18 protein-coding genes are annotated in these 20298 nt (G+C 66.5%); 7 read left to right on the forward strand and 11 right to left on the reverse strand.

The genetic code is table 11. From position 1 onward, the window contains the following. The first annotated feature begins 109 nt into the window (after positions 1 to 109). Both ACFW0B_RS20625 and ACFW0B_RS20630 read left to right on the forward strand, forming a co-directional pair. Entirely contained in the window at positions 110 to 550 is a 441-nt protein-coding gene (locus ACFW0B_RS20625; protein ID WP_449150843.1) for a hypothetical protein, read from the forward strand. A gap of 24 nt (positions 551 to 574) precedes the next feature. After that, positions 575 to 1336, forward strand: a complete 762-nt coding sequence (locus ACFW0B_RS20630; RefSeq protein WP_449150844.1) for a YdcF family protein — start codon at positions 575 to 577, stop codon at positions 1334 to 1336. Between the two features lie 65 nt (positions 1337 to 1401). Here ACFW0B_RS20630 and lnt read toward each other — a convergent pair whose 3' ends face one another. The 5 genes from lnt to miaB form a co-directional block, all read right to left on the reverse strand. After that, the gene (gene lnt / locus ACFW0B_RS20635; protein WP_449150845.1) at positions 1402 to 2922 is read right to left on the reverse strand and encodes an apolipoprotein N-acyltransferase; all 1521 of its coding nucleotides are present in this window, start codon (positions 2920 to 2922) and stop codon (positions 1402 to 1404) included. 115 nt (positions 2923 to 3037) lie between these two features. Further along, positions 3038 to 3877 carry an HlyC/CorC family transporter gene (locus ACFW0B_RS20640; RefSeq protein WP_449150846.1) on the reverse strand — a complete coding sequence of 280 codons (840 nt, stop codon included), beginning with the start codon at positions 3875 to 3877 and terminating at the stop codon, positions 3038 to 3040. 21 nt (positions 3878 to 3898) lie between these two features. After that, the gene (gene ybeY / locus ACFW0B_RS20645) at positions 3899 to 4363 is read right to left on the reverse strand and encodes an rRNA maturation RNase YbeY (protein ID WP_449150847.1); all 465 of its coding nucleotides are present in this window, start codon (positions 4361 to 4363) and stop codon (positions 3899 to 3901) included. After that, entirely contained in the window at positions 4356 to 5372 is a 1017-nt protein-coding gene (locus ACFW0B_RS20650) for a PhoH family protein (protein ID WP_449150848.1), read from the reverse strand. Before ACFW0B_RS20650 ends, ybeY begins: the two co-directional genes overlap by 8 nt. A 90-nt stretch (positions 5373 to 5462) precedes the next feature. Then, complete coding sequence (gene miaB, locus ACFW0B_RS20655; protein ID WP_449150868.1) at positions 5463 to 6803, reverse strand: tRNA (N6-isopentenyl adenosine(37)-C2)-methylthiotransferase MiaB; 1341 nt, start codon at positions 6801 to 6803, stop codon at positions 5463 to 5465. Between the two features lie 136 nt (positions 6804 to 6939). On the opposite strand from miaB, the gene ACFW0B_RS20660 reads away from it, so the two are divergent. Then, complete coding sequence (locus ACFW0B_RS20660) at positions 6940 to 7263, forward strand: DUF1820 family protein (RefSeq protein WP_449150849.1); 324 nt, start codon at positions 6940 to 6942, stop codon at positions 7261 to 7263. Positions 7264 to 7286: 23 nt separating this feature from the next. On the opposite strand, the gene ACFW0B_RS20665 is transcribed toward ACFW0B_RS20660, so the two are convergent. The 4 genes from ACFW0B_RS20665 to ACFW0B_RS20680 form a co-directional block, all read right to left on the reverse strand. Continuing rightward, on the reverse strand, positions 7287 to 7835 hold the full coding sequence (locus ACFW0B_RS20665) for a tetratricopeptide repeat protein (RefSeq protein WP_449150850.1): 549 nt from the start codon (positions 7833 to 7835) through the stop codon (positions 7287 to 7289). Positions 7836 to 8050: 215 nt separating this feature from the next. Further along, positions 8051 to 9340, reverse strand: a complete 1290-nt coding sequence (gene hemL, locus ACFW0B_RS20670) for a glutamate-1-semialdehyde 2,1-aminomutase (RefSeq protein WP_449150851.1) — start codon at positions 9338 to 9340, stop codon at positions 8051 to 8053. A 30-nt stretch (positions 9341 to 9370) separates the two neighbouring features. Beyond that, the gene (gene thiE / locus ACFW0B_RS20675; protein WP_449150852.1) at positions 9371 to 10000 is read right to left on the reverse strand and encodes a thiamine phosphate synthase; all 630 of its coding nucleotides are present in this window, start codon (positions 9998 to 10000) and stop codon (positions 9371 to 9373) included. Then, positions 9997 to 10794 (reverse strand): hydroxymethylpyrimidine/phosphomethylpyrimidine kinase, encoded by a 798-nt coding sequence (locus tag ACFW0B_RS20680; RefSeq protein ID WP_449150853.1) that lies wholly within the window; start codon positions 10792 to 10794, stop codon positions 9997 to 9999. The genes thiE and ACFW0B_RS20680 overlap by 4 nt, the downstream gene beginning before the upstream one ends. A gap of 253 nt (positions 10795 to 11047) precedes the next feature. Between ACFW0B_RS20680 and ACFW0B_RS20685 the strand changes: the two genes are divergently transcribed. From ACFW0B_RS20685 to ACFW0B_RS20695, 3 genes are all read left to right on the forward strand, one after another. Next, positions 11048 to 13444 (forward strand): hybrid sensor histidine kinase/response regulator, encoded by a 2397-nt coding sequence (locus ACFW0B_RS20685; RefSeq protein ID WP_449150854.1) that lies wholly within the window; start codon positions 11048 to 11050, stop codon positions 13442 to 13444. Between the two features lie 114 nt (positions 13445 to 13558). Next, a complete protein-coding gene (locus ACFW0B_RS20690; RefSeq protein WP_449150855.1) occupies positions 13559 to 14206 on the forward strand; it encodes a TetR/AcrR family transcriptional regulator in 648 nt (215 codons plus the stop codon). Position 14207: 1 nt separating this feature from the next. Next, the gene (locus tag ACFW0B_RS20695; RefSeq protein WP_449150856.1) at positions 14208 to 15857 is read left to right on the forward strand and encodes an acyl-CoA dehydrogenase family protein; all 1650 of its coding nucleotides are present in this window, start codon (positions 14208 to 14210) and stop codon (positions 15855 to 15857) included. A 14-nt stretch (positions 15858 to 15871) separates the two neighbouring features. Here the strand turns inward: ACFW0B_RS20695 and ACFW0B_RS20700 are convergent, their stop codons facing one another. Beyond that, positions 15872 to 17026: an MFS transporter gene (locus ACFW0B_RS20700; protein ID WP_449150857.1), complete on the reverse strand. Its 1155-nt coding sequence runs from the start codon at positions 17024 to 17026 to the stop codon at positions 15872 to 15874. A gap of 441 nt (positions 17027 to 17467) precedes the next feature. Here ACFW0B_RS20700 and amn point away from each other — a divergent pair, with 441 nt between their 5' ends. After that, on the forward strand, positions 17468 to 18976 hold the full coding sequence (amn, locus tag ACFW0B_RS20705; protein ID WP_449150869.1) for an AMP nucleosidase: 1509 nt from the start codon (positions 17468 to 17470) through the stop codon (positions 18974 to 18976). Between the two features lie 201 nt (positions 18977 to 19177). On the opposite strand, the gene ACFW0B_RS20710 is transcribed toward amn, so the two are convergent. Beyond that, positions 19178 to 20224 carry an MBL fold metallo-hydrolase gene (locus ACFW0B_RS20710; protein ID WP_449150858.1) on the reverse strand — a complete coding sequence of 349 codons (1047 nt, stop codon included), beginning with the start codon at positions 20222 to 20224 and terminating at the stop codon, positions 19178 to 19180. Positions 20225 to 20298 lie beyond the last annotated feature (74 nt).

Genomic DNA, 20298 nt, shown 5'->3' on the forward strand with positions numbered 1-20298 from the left:
GCGTCCGTCGGCTATCGCGCCACCGTTTGTCGCAGGCACCTTGCAGCAGATAAGCGAACGCTAAGCTTTTCATAAGCAACGCAAGCGTTTACGCGGTTCGAGGTGTTGGATGGGTGAGTTGCGGCGGGTGGATACAGGGAGCGGGCTTTACGAGCGGTTATTGCATCGGTTGGCCCTGGCGCTGGATGAAGCGGATACGGCGACTCGCTTGCGCGACGAGGAGCCGCTCGAATTGGAACTCAAGGGATTGACCCCTGCCGAGATGGAACTGATTCGCGCCTATCTGGATCGCGATACGCGCTGGTTGCGGGGTTGGCACGCTGCTGCCGAGGAGCTGGCCGCCATCGAGGCGCTGCCGCGACGCTCAGTGTCGTCAGGCGAGAGGGGCCCACCCAAGACCTTCGCCCTCAAGCCCAAGCCCGTGCTCAAACGCCGCCAGCAGCTGTGCTGTGCCATGTGCGGCACACCGGCCACCTGGCAACGCGGCCAGGGTGTGCAGGCGTGCATGTCCTGCGGTTCGCAGCTTTTCCGAACGTCGAATCCCCGTTAGGCTCCGGGCACCCTGGAGGTGCCCATGCCGATTCGCTACATCATCAAACAATTCCTGCTGCCGCCCGGCGGACTTCTGTTGTTGCTCCTGCTCGGCTGGTGGCTGCGCCGGCGCATGCCGCGCCTGTCCGCAGCCTGCTTCGTGGCCGGGTTCGCTGGCCTGTGGTTGATGAGCCTGCCCATCGTCGTCGAATGGTCGGCCAAGGTGCTAGAGCGCGAGCCGCCACTGGCCGAAGCCGAGTGGACGCAACTGCCCGGGCGGGTGGATGCGATCGTGGTGCTGGGTGGCGGCCGGGACCGTGACGACCCCGCCTGGGGAGCGGACCAGCCTTCCCCCCTGGCCCTGGAGCGGCTGCGTTATGCCGCGCGCCTGGCGCGTGCCAGCGGCTTGCCGCTGCTGACCAGTGGCGGCTTGCACTTCGGTGAGCCACCCAGCGAGGCGAAGATCATGGCCGATACGCTCAAGCGCGATTTCGGCGTGGACGTGCGCTGGCAGGAAGAGGAAAGCCGAACCACCTGGGAAAACGCCACCTTCAGTGCGAAGTTGCTCCAGCCGGCAGGCATCCGTCGCGTGCTGCTGGTGACCCAGGCGTCCCACATGCCCCGGGCCCGCTGGTGTTTCGAGCGAGCCGGGTTCGAGGTGGTGGCGGCCCCCATGGGCTATCTCGGCGTCCCCAACGGTCGGCCGGCAGGCGGCTGGCTGCCGGAGGCCAAGGCAGTCTGGCAGAGCGGGATACTGCTCAATGAAGCGATTGGCCTGCTGGCCTATCCGCTGGCGTACGACTGAACTTTTTCTGTAGCAGCGAGCTTGCTTGCGATCATTTCGCGAGCAAGCTCGCTCCTACGCGGGGCTTACACCGTCTTGGCGATGCGGCTGGCCATCAGCGCCCAGGCGAAGAGCAGGCCGCAGAGGATCACCAGCGGCCAGGCCCGCCACTGCAGGTAGGGCGTCAGGCCCTGCATGGGCAGCACTTCGCCGTAGAGCACGCCCTGCTGGAACTGCGGGATGCCCTCGGTGACCTGGCCGAACGGGTCGATCAGCACGGTCACGCCGTTGTTGGTGGCGCGAATCATCCAGCGGCCGGCTTCCAGGGCGCGCATCTGCGCCATTTGCAGGTGCTGCAGCGGACCGATGGAAGTGCCGAACCAGGTGTCGTTGCTCACCGTCAGGAGAATGTCGCTCCGGGCGGCCAGGCTGGCGGCGAACTCGGGGTAGACCACTTCGTAGCAGATGTACGGGGCGATGCGGTAACCCTTGGCCAGCAGCGGGCCCTGGTCGGAATCGCCGCGGGCGAAGTCGGACATGGGCAGGTCGAAGAAGGCGATCAGCCCGCGCAGCACTTCCTGTAGCGGCACGTACTCGCCGAAGGGCACCAGCTTCTGCTTGAGGTAGGTGCCTTCGCCCTGGCCGACCACGGTGATGCCGTTGTAGTAGCGCTTCTCGCCACGGTCGTTGTTCTGCCGGATCGGCACGCCGGTAATCAGCGCGGACTGGCGATCATTGGCGAAGCGGTTCATCACGCCGAGGTAGCCGTCGACGAACTCCTTGAGTACCGGCACGGCGGTTTCCGGCCAGACGATCAGGTCGGCTTGCTGCGCGCTGAAGGTCATGTCGCGATAGAGCGCGAGCTGGGCGTTGAGCTGCTCCGGGTCCCACTTCAGGTTCTGTTCGATATTGCCCTGCATGGCGGCGACCTTCAGCGGTGCGCCGGCGGGCTGGGTCCAGGCGTGGCCCTTGAGTGCCAGGCCGATAGCCCAGGGGGCGATCAGCAGGACGACGCCGGCAGCGAGGAAGGCCGGACGGCTGCGCAGGCGCGCGAGGTTCACCAGCAGTGCGGCGCTGAGCGCCAGGGTGAAGGACACCAGCCAGACGCCGCCCACCGGCGCCAGTCCGGCCAGGGGGCCGTCGAGCTGGCTGTAGCCGGCGTAGAGCCAGGGGAAGCCGGTGAGGAACCAGCCGCGGAACGCCTCCTGGGCAAGCCACAGCGCGGCAAAGGCGAGGGTGTCGGCCAGGGCCGCTTCGCTGCGGCGTATCCAGCGCGCCCAGAGCAGCGCAGGCAGGGCGAAGAACAGCGCCACGCCGGCACTGAAGCCGACGGTGAGGAAGCTGGCCAGGGGCGCTGACGCCGCACCGTAGTCGTGGATGCTGACGTAGATCCAGCTGGTGCCGGCCAGGAACAGGCCGAGGCCGTAGCACCAGCCGCGCCAGAACGCGGCCTTGGGCGCCAGGTCGCGCAGTCCCAGGTAGAAGAGCGCCAGGGACAGCAGTTCCAGGGGCCATAAATCGAAGGGGGCGAAGGCCAGGGGCGTCAGGGCGCCAGCGGCCAGGGCCAGCAGGTTGCCCGGCCAGCCGGGGCGGGTGATCCAGTTCATGCTCGGTCCTTGGGCGGATGGGGAGCTGGAATAGCATGCGCGGCGAGCCTTTCGTTGCCCGCTCGGGGCGCGATTATCCACGGGCGCCCCTCTGCTGTGGAGGGGCGCGCTGCCATCAATGGGATAGCGGAGAGAGGCGCAGCAGGTGGATGCGGCGGCTGTCGGCGTTGAGCACGCGGAAGCGGAACTCGCCGATCTCGGTGGTTTCGTTGCGCTTGGGCAGGTGGCCGAAGGCACCCATGACCAGGCCGCCGACGGTGTCGAACTCCTCTTCGGAGAAGTCGGTCTCGAAGAACTCGTTGAAGGCGTCCACCGGGGTCAGCGCCTTGACGATGAAGTCGCCGCTGGGGAGCGGCTTGATGTAGCTGTCTTCCTCGACGTCGTGCTCGTCCTCGATATCGCCGACGATCTGCTCCAGCACGTCCTCGATGGTCACCAGGCCGGCGACGCCGCCGTATTCGTCGATGACCACGGCCATGTGGTTGTGGTTGGCGCGGAATTCGCGCAGCAGCACGTTGAGACGCTTGGATTCGGGCACGAAGGTGGCCGGGCGCAGCAGGTCCTTGATGTTGAAGGGCCGGTCGCCGTCATGGAGGATCAGCGGCAGCAGGTCCTTGGCCAGGAGGATGCCCATGACCTCGTCGAGGCTTTCGCCGATGACCGGGTAGCGGGAGTGGGCGGCGTCGATGATCGCCGGGAGGAACTCCTTCGGCGTCTGGGTGGCCTTGATGCTGATCATCTGCGAGCGCGGCACCATGATGTCGCGTACTTGCAGGTCGGCGACCTGGATCGCACCTTCGACGATCGACAGTGCTTCGCTGTCGAGCAGTTTGTTCTGGTGGGCTTCGCGCAGCAGCTCGAGGAGCTCCTGGCGGCTTTTCGGCTCATGGGCAAAGGCCTGGGTCAGCTTTTCCAGCCAGGACCTGTGCCCGTTGCTCGATCGATCTTCGCTCATATGTCCTTTGCTCGGTGCTTCTTATTGGTCTTCGTCGTCTCGGTAAGGGTCGGGGTGGCCAAGTTCAGCCAGCAATTCCCGTTCCAGGGCTTCCATTTCCTCGGCTTCCTCGTCCTCGATGTGGTCGTAGCCGAGCAGGTGCAAACAGCCGTGGATCACCAGGTGCGCCCAGTGCGCCTCCAGGGCCTTGCCCTGTTCGGCGGCTTCCCGCGCTACCACCGGCGCGCAGATCACCAGGTCGCCGAGCAGCGGGATGTCCAGCAGCTCGTCCGGTACGTCTGCGGGGAAGGAGAGCACGTTGGTAGCGTAGTCCTTGTGTCGCCAGGTGCGGTTCAGTTCGCGCCCTTCGGGCTCGTCCACCAACCGGATGGTCAGCTCGGAGTCGGCGCTGCGCTGGCGCAGGGCCAGTTCGCACCAGCGACGGAAATCCGTCTCGCTCGGCAGGCCCTGGGCCTCGCTGGCGAGTTGCAGGTCAAGTTCAAGCATTGTCGTCTATGGCGCCTGGATCGTTGTCGGCCGGCTTGGCCTTCGGTTGCTGCGCCTGGCTGTCGAAGCGGTCGTAGGCTTCGACGATGCGCTGGACCAGCGGGTGGCGTACCACGTCATGGGACTTGAAGTGGGTGAAGCTGATGCCCGGTACGTCGCGCAGTACGTCGATCACGTGGGTCAGGCCGGAACGGGTGCCGCGCGGCAGGTCGATCTGGGTGATGTCGCCGGTGATGACGGCGGTGGAGCCGAAGCCGATACGGGTCAGGAACATCTTCATCTGCTCGACGGTCGTGTTCTGGCTTTCGTCGAGGATGATGAAGCTGTTGTTTAGGGTGCGACCGCGCATGTAGGCCAGCGGGGCGACCTCGATCACCTGCTTTTCGATGAGCTTGGCCACATGGTCGAAGCCGAGCATCTCGTAGAGCGCGTCGTAGAGCGGACGCAGGTACGGGTCGATCTTCTGGGCAAGGTCGCCGGGGAGGAAGCCGAGCTTCTCGCCGGCTTCGACTGCCGGGCGTACCAGCAGGATGCGGCGCACCTGTTCGCGCTCCAGGGCGTCCACGGCGCAGGCTACCGCCAGGTAGGTCTTGCCGGTGCCCGCCGGGCCGATGCCAAAGTTGATGTCGTGGTCGAGGATCGACTTCACATAGCGCTGCTGGTTGGCGCCGCGCGGGCGGATGTTGCCCTTGCGGGTGCGCAGGCTGACCGCTTCGGCCTTGGGATTGACCTCGTCCATGCCGGTTTCGCGCAGGAACAGGTGAACCATGTCCGGCGAAAGCTCGATGGCTTCGGTTTCGCGGTAGAGGCGGCGCAGGAGGTTTTCCGTGGAGCGGGTGCGTTGCGGGTCGCCGACCAGTTCGAACTGGTTGCCACGGTTACGAATCTCGATGCCCATGCGCTGTTCGATCAGGCGAAGGTGCTCGTCGAACTGGCCGCACAGATTGGCGAAGCGGCGGGCTTCAAAGGGTTCCAGGGTGAAGCGGTGTAAATCCAGGGAGGCGTTCAATGTCGTGTGTTCGCCCTTGGGCGCAAGGAAGGGATGACAGGAAGAATAACTCCGGGGGCCCGCCTGGAAAAGCACGGGCCCGGAGGTTTGTCAGTGCAGGGCCCCTTCGATCAGGGTGCCGCGCAGGGAGTGGGGCAGGGCGTCATCGATGTGCACGTCGACGAACTGGCCGATCAGGCGCGGGTTGGCGCTGCGGAAGTTGACGATGCGGTTGTTCTCGGTGCGGCCCTGGAGCATGCCGGGGTCCTTCTTGGAGAAGTCGCTGACGAGGATGCGCTGGACGCTGCCGACCATTCGTCGGCTGATCTCGAAGCCCTGCTGGTTGATGCGGCCCTGGAGGATCTGCAGGCGCTGCTTCTTCACCTCTTCCGGCGTGTCGTCCACCAGGTCGGCGGCCGGGGTGCCGGGACGCGCGCTGTAGATGAAGGAAAAGGAGAAGTCGAAGCCGACGTCTTCCACCAGCTTCATGGTGGCTTCGAAGTCCTTGTCGGTCTCGCCGGGGAAACCGACGATGAAGTCCGAGCTGATGCAGATATCCGGCACGGCGGCCTTCAGCTTGCGGATGCGCGACTTGTATTCGAGCGCGGTGTGGTTGCGCTTCATGGCCGCGAGGATGCGGTCGGAACCGGCCTGCACCGGCAGGTGGACGAACTTCACCAGTTCCGGCACTTCGGCGTGGGCCTGGATCAGCGCGTCGGAGAATTCCAGCGGGTGCGAGGTGGTGTAGCGGATGCGGTCGATGCCCTCGACGGCGGCGACTACGCGGATCAGCTCGGCGAAATCGGCGATGCGGCCGTCATGGGTCAGGCCGCGGTAGCCGTTCACGTTCTGGCCCAGCAGGGTCACTTCGCGGACGCCGTTCTCGGCCAGGTGGATGACTTCGGCCAGGACGTCGTCGAACGGGCGGCTGACTTCCTCGCCACGGGTGTAGGGCACGACGCAGAAGGTGCAGTACTTGCTGCAGCCTTCCATCACCGAAACGAAGGCGCTGGGGCCGTCGACGCGCGGCTCGGGCAGGCGATCGAACTTCTCGATCTCGGGGAAGCTGATGTCCACCTGGGGTTTGCGGGTGACCCGGGCGGCGTCGATCATTTCCGGCAGGCGGTGCAGGGTCTGCGGGCCGAACACCACGTCCACGTAGGGCGCGCGATCGCGAATTGCGGCACCTTCCTGGCTGGCCACGCAACCGCCGACGCCGATCACCAGCTCCGGGTTCTGCTGCTTCAGCTCGCGCCAGCGGCCAAGTTGCGAAAACACCTTCTCCTGCGCCTTCTCGCGAATCGAGCAGGTATTGAGCAGGATCACGTCGGCTTCTTCCGCGCGATCGGTGACCTCCAGTGCCTGATGTTCGCCGAGCAGGTCGGCCATGCGCGAGCTGTCGTACTCGTTCATCTGGCAGCCGTGGGTTTCGATATAGAGCTTCTTGGCCATGAACTTAGGAATCAGGTGGTTCGAAGAACCGCGCATTATAGTCGCCATCCCTCCGGTGTTCCTAGCACCGGCTGCCTGACGGCTATGCTATGATCTGCGCCCTCGAAATTCCCTCAAGACGACCCGCCGATTCCCCATGAGCAAGTCCGACCCTATCTACAAGGTGATCTTCCTGAACCAGGGCCAGGTGTACGAGATGTACGCCAAGCAGATCTACCAGAGCGATCTGTGGGGCTTCCTGGAAGTGGAAGAGTTCGTCTTCGGCGAGCGCACCCAGGTGGTGGTCGATCCCAGCGAAGAGAAGCTCAAGGCCCAGTTCGAAGGCGTGGTGCGCAGCTTCCTGCCGATGCATTCGATCATCCGCATCGACGAAGTGGAGCGCCTGGGCACGCCGAAGATCAGCGAGGCCAAGGGCGGGGGTAACGTGATGCCCTTCCCGATGCCGATGCCCGAGAAGTAAGGGCCGGTTGCAAGCCCTTGTCGTCAGGGCAGGGGCGAGAAAGGCGAGCCGCCGTCGGCGGCCTGCAGCTCCAGCAGGTAGTTGCGGAAGATCTGGCCCAGCACCTGGGTGGCGATTTCCAGCTCATCACTGCGCATTTGCGCGGCCACCAGGTCGGCGCTGTCCATCGCTTCATCCGAACCATTCACCGCCGCCATCTTCAGCACGATGTAGGCCTGCACATTGTTGGCCGGTACGCCCTCGCCCCGGAAGAACATGTTGCCCAGGCGCAGCTGGGCCTGGGCGTGGCCTTTCAGGGACGCCTGCTCGAACCATTGCAGGGCCTGGGTCAGGTCGCGCGGGGTGCGTTTGCCGTCGTAGTAGAACTCGCCGAGCTCGTACTGGGCTTCGGCGTCTCCGCCCTTGGCGGCCTGTTGGCAGGCGGAAACGGCTTCCGAGAGGTTTTCCGGCAGGCTGTTGAGGTTGCAGCGGCCAGTCGCCGGGATCAGCAGGGAGTTGCCGCCGGCATTGGCCAGCAGCGGCAGGAATAGCAACAGGCTGCCCAGGATCAGGGTTCGGCCGGTGCGGTTCATGGGGATCACAGCGCCTCGGAAGCAATGCGGGCATCATGCCCGGCCGGCGAGAAACGCGCCGACGGTCACATTATGAAATAAGCCGGGGTGATCTTACAAAGCCTTTGCGGGGGTGGGACGTGTCGGTCCGTCCGGAAGGCGTGGGCGTACGCTGCGTTGTTGCGGATCGCCGAAGGCGGGGCCGCCCGGCCAGCACTGGCCGGGCGGTTGCGGGGTCAGGCTTGCTTGAGTCTGGCGAAGGCGCGCTCGGCGGCGTCCAGGGTGATCGCCAGCTCCTTTTCGCCGTGGGCGATGGAGGTGAAGCCGGCTTCAAAGGCACTCGGCGCCAGGTACACGCCGCCTTCCAGCATCAGGTGGAAGAAGCGCTTGAAGCGCTCGGCATCGCTGGCCATCACGTCCTGGAAGGTGACGATATCGTCCGCGCCGCTGAAGTAGAGGCCGAACATGCCGCCCGCCTGGGTGGTGACGAAGGGAATGCCGGCAGCATCGGCGCGCTGCTGCAGGCCGTCGAGCATGCGGGTGGTGTAGTCGGTCAGTTCGGCGTGGAAGCCCGGGCGGCTGATCAGCTTCAGGGTGGTCAGGCCCGCGGCCATCGCCAGCGGGTTCCCGGACAGGGTGCCGGCCTGGTAGACCGGGCCCAGCGGGGCGATGTGCGACATGATTTCGCGCTTTCCGCCGAAGCAGCCGACCGGCATGCCGCCGCCGATGATCTTGCCGAAGGTGGAGAGGTCGGGGGTGATGCCGTAATGGGCCTGGGCACCGCCGAGGGCCACGCGGAAGCCGGTCATCACCTCGTCGAAGATCAGCACTACGCCGTGCTTGTCGCACAGGCTGCGCAGGCCTTCGAGGAAGCCCGGGGCCGGCGGCACGCAGTTCATGTTGCCGGCCACCGGCTCGACGATGATGCACGCCACGTCCTGGCCCACTTCGGCCAGGGTCTTCTCCACCGCGGCGATATCGTTGAACGGCAGGGTCAGGGTGTGCTTGGCGAAGTCTGCCGGCACGCCGGCCGAGCTCGGCACGCCCTGGGTCAGCAGGCCGGAGCCGGCTTTTACCAGCAGGCTGTCGGAGTGGCCGTGGTAGCAGCCTTCGAACTTGATGATGCTGTCACGGCCGGTGTAGCCACGGGCCAGGCGGATGGCGCTCATGGTGGCTTCGGTGCCCGAGCTGACCATGCGCACCATCTCCATGGACGGCACCAGGGAGCAGACCTGGTCGGCCATTTCCACTTCCAGCGCGGTCGGCGCGCCGTAGGACAGGCCGTGGTCCAGCTGCTTGCGTACGGCGTCCAGCACGTCCGGATGGCTGTGGCCGAGGATCATCGGACCCCAGGAGCCCACGTAGTCCACGTAGCGCTTGTCGTCCTCGTCCGTCACATAGGCGCCTTCCGCGTGTTTGAAGAACAGCGGGGTGCCGCCGACGCTCTTGAAGGCGCGGACCGGCGAGTTGACGCCCCCGGGGATGTGTTTCTGGGCGTTGGCGAACAGGGTTTCGGAACGGGACATGGCAGGTCTCTCTTTCAAGCGAAATCGGGGTCAGACGGTGTCGAACAGGGCGCTGAAGGCACGGGCGCGGCGTTCCACCTCGGCAGCCGAGTCGGCGCCGAACAGGGCGTGGATCACCGCCACCATGCTGGCGCCACGGGCGATCAGCTCCGGGGCGTTTTCCAGGGTCACGCCGCCGATGGCGACGATCGGCGAATGGAAGCGCTGGCTGGCCTGCTCCAGCAGGTCCAGGGTGGCAGCGGGTGCGCCCGGCTTGGTCTGGGAATTGTAGAAGCGGCCGAAGGCGATGTAGCTGGCGCCTTCCTTGAGCGCTGCGTCGGCCAGGTCGAGGCTGGCGTGGCAGGTGCCGCCGATGATGGCCTGGCGGCCGAGCAGGGCGCGCGCCGCAGACAGTGAGCCGTCGCCCTGGCCCAGGTGCAGACCGACGCCGAGGCGCGCGGCCAGTTCGGCGTCATCGTTGATGATCATCTGGGCGCCGTAGCGGGTGCAGAGTTCGCCCAGGGCTTCCGCTTCGCGCAGGCGACGGGCTTCGTCACCGGACTTGTCGCGGTACTGCAGCAGCCTGGCGCCGCCTTTCAGGGCGGCTTCGACGTAGGGCAGCAGCTTGCCGCCAGCCAGCAGCTGGCTGTCGGTGATGGCATAGAGGCCGCGCAGTTTCATTGGCAGAAGTCCAGCGGCAGGCGGCGCGGCACGTATTGGCCGTGGCCGGGTTGTTCGGCGTCGCGCAGGGTGCGCCAAGTGTAGTCGAGGGCGCTACGTACCGCGCTGGACAGTTCTTCGCCCAGGGCGAGGCGGCCGGCGAGGGCGCTGGCCAGGGTGCAGCCGGAGCCGTGGTAGCTGCCGGGCAGTCGCTGGCAGGTGTAGGTGAAGCGCCCGCCATCCTGGGTGTACAGGCGGTTATGCACTTCGGTCTCGTCGCCGTGGCCGCCGGTGATCAGCAGGTTGTGGCAGAAGGGCAGGAGCTTTTCCGCGCACTCGTCCGAAGTACCTTCCGGGAGTTCGGCGAGGATACGTGCCTCCGGCAGGTTCGGCGTGGCAATGGCGGCTACCGGGAGCAGGCGCTCGCGGATCGCGTATCCCACTTCGTCCTTGCCCAGGGCACCACCGCCGCCGGCGCGCAGCACCGGGTCGCAGACCAGCGGAACACCGGGCAGGGACTGCATGATCTCCAGCACGGTTTCGACCATCTGCACCGAGCCGAGCATGCCCAGCTTGACGGCGGCCACCGGCAGGTCGGCGATCACGGCGTTGGCCTGGGCCAGCACCCAGTCGCGGTCGAGGACGCGGAAGTCGGAAACGTTGACGGTATCCTGCACGGTCAGGGCGGTCACTGCCGGTGCGGCGTGGCAGCCTTGGGCGATCAGGGCTTCGATATCCGCCTGGAGGCCGGCGCCACCACTGGGGTCGTGGCCGGAAAGGCAGAGGACTACGGGGCGAGAGTTGGTCGTTTTCATGGTCGGCGAGCTTACCATTAAACACTTCACCGGGCCGCACCGGCGGCGCATTGCCTCAGAGACGCCAGGCTTGGCTTCGCTGGATGGGCTGCAAGGCCCGGGATAGAGATGTTCTGATGTGATGGCAATGTGCAGCTTTCAGCCGCCCTGCGCTGTGCTAGAGTGCGCTTTTCGAACAACCTGGCCCCGCATGGCACGTCGGATGAAGGAGGTGGAGCTCCGGGACGTGGTCAAGAGGCCATTGCGGGGCTGCATGCGTATCCTCCTTTTCCTGTCCCTTTGCCTGCTCGCCGGCCTGGCCAACGCCGTGGAGTTCGACGAGCAACTGCGCAGCCTCCCGCTGGGTCAGCACATGGACGTCTTCGAAGACGTTCGTGGCGATGCCGGAATCGACGACATCACCTCACCGGCCCTGGACAGTAGCTTCCGCCGCAATGAAAAGCCCGTGCTCAATGCCGGTTATTCGCGCTCGGTGTTCTGGCTGCGCGTCGACCTGGAATACCGTCCGCGCGAGCTCGGCGGCCAGCAGCCCTGGCTGCTGGAGCTGGCCTACCCGCCGCTGGACCACCTCGACCTCTACCTGCCCGATGGCCAGGGCGGTTTCCGCCTCGCCCAGCGCACGGGGGATGCGCTGCCGTTCGACAGCCGGCAGATCAAGCAGAACAACTACGTCTTCAACCTCGACCTGCAACCCAACCAGCCCACGCGCATCTACCTGCGCATGCAGAGCGAGGGCTCGATTCAGGCGCCGCTGACCCTATGGTCGCCCCAGGCCTTCCTCGAAGCGCAGCCGGAACGCATCTACGTGCTCGGCATCATCTACGGCGTGCTGCTGGTGATGCTGGTCTACAACCTGTTCATCTACCTCAGCGTCCGCGACACCAGCTATCTCTATTACATCCTCTATATAGGCTCGTTCGGGCTGTACCAGATTTCGGTCAATGGCGCCGGTATCCAGTACTTCTGGCCCGACAATCCCTGGTGGGCTAACGCGGCGACACCTTTCCTGATCGGTTCGGCGGCGCTGTTCGGCTGCCAGTTCGCACGCAGCTTCCTGCATACCGCCGAGCACAGTCCCTGGATCGACCGCGCGCTGCTCGGCCTGATGGTCCTGGGCGCGCTGGCGATGGTCCTGGCGCTGACCGCCAGCTACGGCCTGGCCTTGCGCCTGGCCACCTCGCTGGCGCTGATCTTCACCGTGGTGATCTTCTCCGCCGGTGTGCTGGCCTGGTTGCGCGGCATGCGCGTGGCGCGCTACTTCATCATCGCCTGGAGCGCCTTCCTCCTCGGCGGTGCCATCAACACCCTGATGGTGCTGGGCTACCTGCCGAACCTCTTCCTCACCATGTACGCCAGCCAGATCGGCTCCGCACTGGAAGTGGGGCTGCTGTCACTGGCCCTGGCCGACCGCATCAACGCCATGAAGGAAGAGCGCGCGCGCATCCTCCAGGACGCCGGACGCAAGCTGGAAGCGCTCAACCAGGAACTGGCCAACAGCAACCGCCTGAAAGACGAGTTCCTCGCTACTGTCACCCACGAGCTGCGCACCCCGATGAATGGTGTGATCGGCTCGCTGGAACTGATGGAGACCCTGCCGCTGCACGAAGAGCTGGAGCAGTACCAGCGCACGGCCGCCGGCTCGGCGCGGGACATGATGCGGCTAGTCAACGACATCCTGGCGATGACCGAGCTGCAGGCCGGCAAGCTATACCCGCGACGGGAGCCGTTCAGCCTGCGCGGCCTGGCGGACAGCCTGCGGGTGCAGTACGGCCCGCGTGCGCAGGAGAAGGGGCTGGCCTTCCATGTGGAACTCGACCAGCGCCTGCCGGACGTCCTCGAGGGTGACGCCGGCAAGCTGGCCCAGACCCTGGGCTACCTGCTGGACAATGCCATCAAGTTCACCAGCCGTGGCAGCGTCGGTGTGAATATCAGCGGCCAGGAAGCTGTCGATGGCAGCCTGGCGTTGCGCATCGAGGTCACGGACACCGGCATCGGCTTTTCCGCGGCGCCGGACGGGCTGATCTATCGGCGCTTCTATCAGCTCGACGGCTCCATGACCCGCGAGTACGGCGGCCTCGGCATTGGACTGGCCCTCAGCCAGCAACTGGTGGTGCTGCTCGGCGGCAAGCTTTCGCACCAGTCCCAGCCGGGCCGTGGCAGTACCTTCATCCTGGAACTGAATGTTTCCTTGCCGGCCCAGGCCCCGGTCGTGCCCATGCGCCGTCCCGGCGGCCAGCCACTGCGGCGGCCGGAGCAGTGCACCGTGCTGGTGGTGGAAGACAACGCCATCAACCAGCTGGTGACCCGCGGCATGCTGCTCAAGCTCGGTTACCGCGTGCGCACCGCTGACAACGGCGCCGAAGCGCTGGAGCAGATTCGCCGCGAGCCGGTCGATGCCGTGCTACTGGACTGCCAGATGCCGGTGATGGACGGTTTCGCCACCTGCCGCGCTCTGCGTGCCATGCCCGGTTGCGCCGACCTGCCGGTGCTGGCCATCACCGCCCACAGCCACAGCGGCGACCGCGAACGTTGCCTGGCGGCCGGCATGAGCGACTACATGGCCAAGCCGGTGAAGTTCGAGGAGCTGCGCGCCTTGCTCCACGACTGGCTGCTGTGCAAGCCGGTGGAGTCCGTTCGCTCGGTAACCTGAGTTTTTATCCCGTCGCTGATCCGCGACGTAAATGCCATCAGACGCGGCATATATCCCGCTTTCTGCAAGGTCTGAATCCTGATTCACTGAAACAAGTGAATCAGGATTCAGACCATGCCCTACCGCACCACCGCTTCCCGAATCGACCGTGACCAGGCGCTGCGCAGCCGCATCCTGGCCTGTGCCCACGCGCGGGTGGTGGAGGGCGGGTTCGCGGCGCTGACCATGCAGGCCCTGGCCGAGGACGTCGGCATCGCCACCGGCAGCCTGTACCGCCACTTCGGCAACAAGGGCGAACTGGCTGCGGAGGTCTTCGCCCGCGCCAGCCAGCTGGAAGTGGACAGCCTGGGCGAGGTACTGCGCGGTGAAGGTTCTGCTGCCGAACGCCTGGCGCGCGGCTTGCGCCAGTTCGCCGCGCGCGCCTGGCATAGCCGCCAGCTGGCGTTCGCCCTGATTGCCGAACCGGTGGACCCTGAAGTCGACGAACAGCGCCTGCGCTATCGCGAGGCCTACGCCGAGCTGTTCTGCCGCCTGCTGGAAGACGGCCGCGCCCGTGGCGAATTCCAGGTTCCCTCGATTCCCCTGACCGCTGCCTGCCTGGTCGGCGCCATCGCCGAATCCCTGGTGGGCCCGCTGTCGCCCCCGGCCCGCGCCCTGCGTGAGACCGGCCAACGGCCGGACGACCTCGAAAGCGTCTGCGCCAACCTCACCACCTTCTGCCTGCGCGCCCTGGGCGCCGGCCAATCTGCCCCGGAGACCTGAGATGAGCCTGCACGAGTTCGCCGAAACCCATGAAGTCATCAACCAGGTGCCGCCACTGGATGGCGCCAACCTCTATCGCGTCGACCTGCCGCTGCAGGAGTGGGTGCGCCGTTACCACGGCGGCTGGGCGGAAAGCCGCCTGGACAGCTACGGTGCCCTGGCCGGCGGGCCGCTGATGGCAGCGGGATTCCTCGCCAACGAGAACAAGCCGGTATTCAAGAGCCATGACCGCTATGGGCACCGCATCGACCTGGTGGAATTCCACCCGGCCTATCACGAGCTGATGCGCGCTTCCATCGAGAGCGGCATCCCGTCCATGCCCTGGACCGATCCGCGCGCCGGTGCCCAGGTGGCCCGCGCCGGCCTCAGCTACCTGCACAGCCAGGCCGAAGCCGGCACCGGCTGCCCGCTGACTATGACCTTCGCCTGCGTGCCGGCCCTGCGCCTGCAGCCGGATATCGCCGAGAAATGGCTGCCGAAGATCCTCGCCACCGAGTACGACCCGCGCAACCTGCCCATGGAGCAGAAGACCGGCCTGACCATCGGCATGGCCATGACCGAGAAGCAGGGCGGCACCGACGTCCGCGCCAACACCACCCGCGCCTATTCGGTGGGCATTCCGGGGCCGGGGCAGGCCTACGAACTGGTCGGCCACAAATGGTTCTGCTCGGCGCCCATGTGCGACGCCTTCCTCACCCTGGCCTACACCGACAAGGGGCTTTCCTGCTTCCTGCTGCCGCGCCATCGCCCGGATGGCCGCCGCAACGAGTTCTACATCCAGCGCCTGAAGAACAAGCTGGGCAACTGGTCCAACGCCTCCAGCGAGGTGGAGTACCGCGGCGCCCTGGCCTGGATGGTGGGCGAGGAGGGGCGTGGCGTGGCGACCATCATCGAAATGGTCGCGCTGACCCGCTTCGACTGCATGATCGGCTCCAGCGCGCTGATGCGTCAGGCACTGACCCAGGCCGCCCATCACTGCGCCTATCGCAAGGTCGGCGGGCGTGTGCTGGCCGAGCAGCCGCTGATGCAGAACGTGCTGGCCGACCTGGCCCTGGAAAGCGAAGCCGCGCTGGCGCTGACCATGCGCATGGGCCGGGCGCTGGACAACGCCCACGACGAACAGGAAGACAAGTTCGCCCGCCTGGTCACCTCCGTCGGCAAGTACTGGATCTGCAAGCGCGCCCCCGCGATGATCAACGAGGCCGCCGAGTGCCTGGGCGGTGCCGGCTATGTGGAAGACACCATTCTCCCGCGTCTCTACCGCGAAGCCCCGGTGAACTCCACCTGGGAAGGCTCAGGCAACGTGCAGTGCCTGGATGTGCTGCGGGCCCTGTCCAAGGAACCGGGCGTGCTCGATGCCCTCTTCGCCGAACTGGGCGATGGCCACGGCGATGCACGCCTGGCCGCCTTCATCGGCGAGTTGAAGAAAGGCTTCGCCGACACTGCCGACATCCAGTTCCGCGCCCGTCAGCTCACCGAAGACGTGGCCGTGGCCCTGCAGGCCAAGCTGCTGCTGGAGGCCGGCAACGCTACTGTTTCCGACGCCTTCATCGGCAGCCGCCTGGCCGGTCATGGCCGCGTCTACGGCACCCTGCCGCGCGGCACCGATGCCGAGGCCCTGTTGGCGCGCAGCACCCCGCATCTGGCTTGAGAACGGGTTCCGGGTCAGGCGGTGCGGGTGACGTAGCGCCGACCACGGGTCAGCGCGGTCACCACGAACAGGGCTGCCGCCAGGCACAAGGCCAGCGGCAGCCCTTGCGGGCCGAGCCCCATCAGCGCACCGCTGAACAGCGGGCCGACCAGGCTGCCAATGCCCCAGAGCATGCCCACGCAGGCATTCGCGGTGACCAGGTCCTGGCCGCTGAAGCGTTCGCCGATCAGCACCAGGGCCAGGGTGTAGACGCCGCCCGCCACCGCGCCAAGCATCACCAGCGCCGGCCACAGCAGCCCCGGAACCTCCATCAGCCAGGGCAGCGCCACGCCGATGGCGAGGGCGGCCATGCCGCAGCACAGGTGCAGGCGACTGCGCTCGGTGCGGTCGGCGAGCCAGCCGAGCGGCACCTGGCAGACCATGTCTCCCAGCAGGATCACCGTGACCATGAAGGCGGCGATGCCCACCCCAAAGCCGTGGGCGCTGGCGTACACGGGAAACAGCGACAGCACCACCGCATCGAAGAAGGCGAAGAACAGCACGCCGGTGCAGAGCGCCGGGGCCACCCGCAGGAAGCCGGCGAGGGAGAAGGTTCGCGCGTCATCCTCGGCCGCCTGCGCCCAGTCGTCCGGCAGGCTGTGCCAGATCAGCGCCAGGGCCGACAGGCTGGCCAGGGTCACGATCATCACCAGCCACGGGCCCTGGGTGCCGATCAGGCCGATCAGCGCCGGGCCGCCCAATTGGCAACCGGTGAAGCAGGCGGCATAGAAGGCCACCACCTGGCCGCGATTGTCTTCATCGCACAGTTCGTTGACCCAGGATTCGCCGAGGATCACCGCCACCCCCATGCCGACCCCCAGCATCAGGCGCGCCAGGGCCAGCAGGGGGCGCGATTCCGGCAGCCACTCCAGGGCGCTGGCGCTGAGGGCGCAGAGGGCGAAACAGACGAGATAGAGGCTCCGGCCGGAAAAGCGTCGGCACAACGGGTGGACGAGGAAGGCGGCGAGGATCATGCCGGCCGCCGGCATGGCGCCGAGGATGCCGATTTCCAGAGTGGAGGCGCCGGCCTCCAGCAGGCGCAGGGAGACCAGCGGCAGGGTGGCGCCCATGCCGAGGCCGATGACCGACACGGCGAAGATCAGCACGCCCAGCAACCAACGATTGTTCATTCTCGACTCCTGCCCGAATTCAACGGCACGGGCCTGGCCGCAAAGCAAGGAAGACACCCGCGCAAACACGGGGCGTCAGGGGATATGGCGAAGGACGAGCCGCAGGCAGCGACTCAGACGTGGAGGGCAGGCGGCGAGAAGGTGAAGGCGAAGAGCACGCTGCGGCGGCGCTCGAGTTTCGCGTCACGCGGCCAGGTACGCGCCGACAGCGCCGGATCGGGCTGGACGGGACGGAGCTGGGGGGACGGCGGGAACATCGAGCGAATTTCGGCAGGTAACGCGAGGGCGCGAAGTCTAAGTAGCCCGGCGCTCCCGGTCAACGCGCTTCGGACGTGCTGCACGCCTGCCGTTGCGGCACCTGGCCATCAGCGAGAGGCACCTCGGCCCGCTCGGGGCAATGGTTGAAACGATGCTGGCTGACCGTCACATCCATGGCGCAAGATAGGAACGAGTTCCCCTGCCAGGAAGCAGACCGTGAGCAGCCCGTCGTTCAATGAATTCATCGTCGCCGCCACCGCCGAAGAGGCTGTTGCGCGCCTTTCCGCCCTCTACCATCGCGCTACCGATGCGCTGAGCCAGGCACTGAAGCGCTATCTCAAGGAACGCACCCTGCCCAGCGCCGCCGAGCGCGAACTGTTTCGCTATCCCGAACTGCGTGTCACCTACCACTGCCAGGGCGAGGTGCCGAGCACCGTGCGCGCCTACGCCAAGGTGCAGGTGCCAGGCACCTACAGCGTCACCGTGACCCAGCCGGAAGACTTTCGCGGTTACCTGCTGGACCAGCTGGGACCGCTCATGCAGGACTTCACCGTCACCGTCGAAGTGGGGGTAAGCCAGCAGAATATCCCTTATCCCTACGTGGTCGAGCAGGGCGATGAACTGGCCGGCTCCGGCGTCACCGCTGCCGAACTGGCGCGGGTCTTCCCCAGCACCGACCTGTCCGCCGCCAGTGATGGCGTGGCTGATGGCCTGCACGACTGGGACGATTTCGAGCACATGCCCCTGGCGCTGTTCGATGCGGCACGGGTGGACTTCTCCCTGCGCCGCCTGGTGCATTACACCGGCAGTGACTGGCGCCACGTGCAGCCGTGGGTCCTCCTGACCAACTATCACCGCTACGTCGACCAGTTCATCCGCTACGGCATCGACCTGCTGCACGAAGACTCGCGCTACGTGCGCATGGTGCTGCCGGGCAACGTGATGGTGGAGCGTGGCATGGACGAGGGCGAGATGCAGGCCATCGTCGACAGCGTGATCTGGCACCGCTACCAGATGCCGGCCTACCACCTGATCGCCGCCAACGGCCACGGCGTCACCCTGGTGAACATCGGTGTCGGCCCATCCAACGCCAAGAACATCACCGATCACCTCGCCGTGCTGCGCCCGCACTGCTGGCTGATGATCGGCCACTGCGGCGGACTGCGGCAGTCGCAGACCATCGGCGACTACGTGCTGGCCCACGCCTACATGCGCCGCGACGGCATCCTCGACCGGGTACTGCCGCCGAACATCCCCTTGCCGGCGCTGGCGGAAGTGCAGCAGGCGCTGCAGGAAGCCGCCGCCCAGGTCACCGGCGAACGTGGCGAAGACCTCAAGCGCCGCCTGCGCACCGGCACCGTGCTCACCTACGACGACCGCAACTGGGAACTGCGCTGGGCCCAGGAACGGCCGCTGATCAACCTGTCGCGGGCGGTGGCGGTGGACATGGAAAGCGGCACCGTGGCCGCCCAGGGCTATCGCCTGCGGGTTCCCTACGGCACCCTGCTGTGCGTCTCCGACAAGCCGCTGCACAGCGAGATCAAGCTCCCCGGTTCGGCCAGTGCCTTCTACCAGCGCGCCGTCAGCCAGCACCTGCGCATCGGCATCGCCGCCCTGGACCTGCTGCGCTCCCAGCTCAACGCGTTGCACTCGCGCAAGCTGCGCAGCTTCGACGAGCCGCCATTCCGTTGATCGCGTCGGCCATGCGTCACCGGCTGGCAGGATGAAGCCGATCCGGTAGGGTGCGCCGTGCGCACCGGCGGTTTGACAAGCGCCGAAGCCGATCCCGGATTCGGTGCGCGCAGCGCACCCTACTGTGCTGCTCAATCCGGGGAAAGGCCCACCGCCTCTCCCGGATTTCATCCAGGCTACGACCTCGCCCCTACAGGTTCGCTATCGCACCATGGGCGGGATCAGCCACTGATACCCCGGCGTCGGCACGCGGAAGTCGTCCGCATCCACCTGCCAGTCCGCCAGCGCCCTGGCAAGGTCGCGGGGCGGGGCGAACTGGCCTTCGTCGGTGAGGTTGAAGGTGCCGAAATGGATGGCCAGGCTGTGCGCGGACTCCAGTTGCAGGTGGGCCTGGACCGCATCATCCGGGTTCATGTGGTTGTCGCGCATGAACCAGCGCGGCGCGTAGGCACCGATCGGTAGCGCGGCGAAACGCATGGGGCCGAAGCGCTCGCGGATCAGGCGGAACTCCGGCCCCAGGCCGGTATCGCCGGGGAACAGGAAAGGGCCGTCCGGCGACTCGATCACGAAGCCCATCCACAGGGTTTCGTTGGTGTCGCTGCGGATTCGTGCCGACCAGTGCTGCACCGGCACCGAATGCAGCTTCAGGCCGCCGTCCAGCGGCAGCTCCTGCCACCAATCCAGCTCGACGACGTTCTTGAAGCCGCTTTCCCGGATCAGCATGGCGTTACCCAGTCCGCTCACCACCCGGGCCAGCGGAAAGCGCTCGGCCAGGCCGCGCAGGCTCTCCAGGTCCAGGTGGTCGTAGTGGTTGTGGCTGACCAGGATCAGGTCGATGGGGGGCAGTTGGTCCAGCTCGAGGCCCGGCGGATGGTGGCGCCGGGGGCCGACAAAACTGAACGGACTGACCCGCTGTGACCAGACCGGGTCGGTGAGGATGTTCAGCCCCCGGTGCTGGATCAGCAGGGTGGCGTGATTGATGTAGGTGATCCGCAACTCGTCGCCTTCCACCCGCGTGGGCACCTCCGGCGGGACGGCCGGGCCGGGCTGGTCGACCCAGTCCGCCTGCTGCTCCCGGCCCAATTGCCAGCGCAGGAAGGCGCGCAGGTCCTTGTGCGGCTTGGGCTCGAGGTTGTGGAATCGGCGGCCGTCGAAATTGTCCGAGGCCGGGCCCCGGTAGGGCGCGCGGTACTGGCCGGCGAGGGTCATCAGGTTGATCAGCCAGATAGGGCGCAGGGCACGCGACATGGTGCATTCTCTTGCGGCTGGGTGGCAGTCAACCTAGCATGCCTCTCCCGTTCCCAGACCGCCAACCCGTTTCC

The organism is Metapseudomonas phytobenefica (assembly GCF_043392685.1).
Taxonomy (GTDB): Bacteria; Pseudomonadota; Gammaproteobacteria; order Pseudomonadales; family Pseudomonadaceae; genus Metapseudomonas.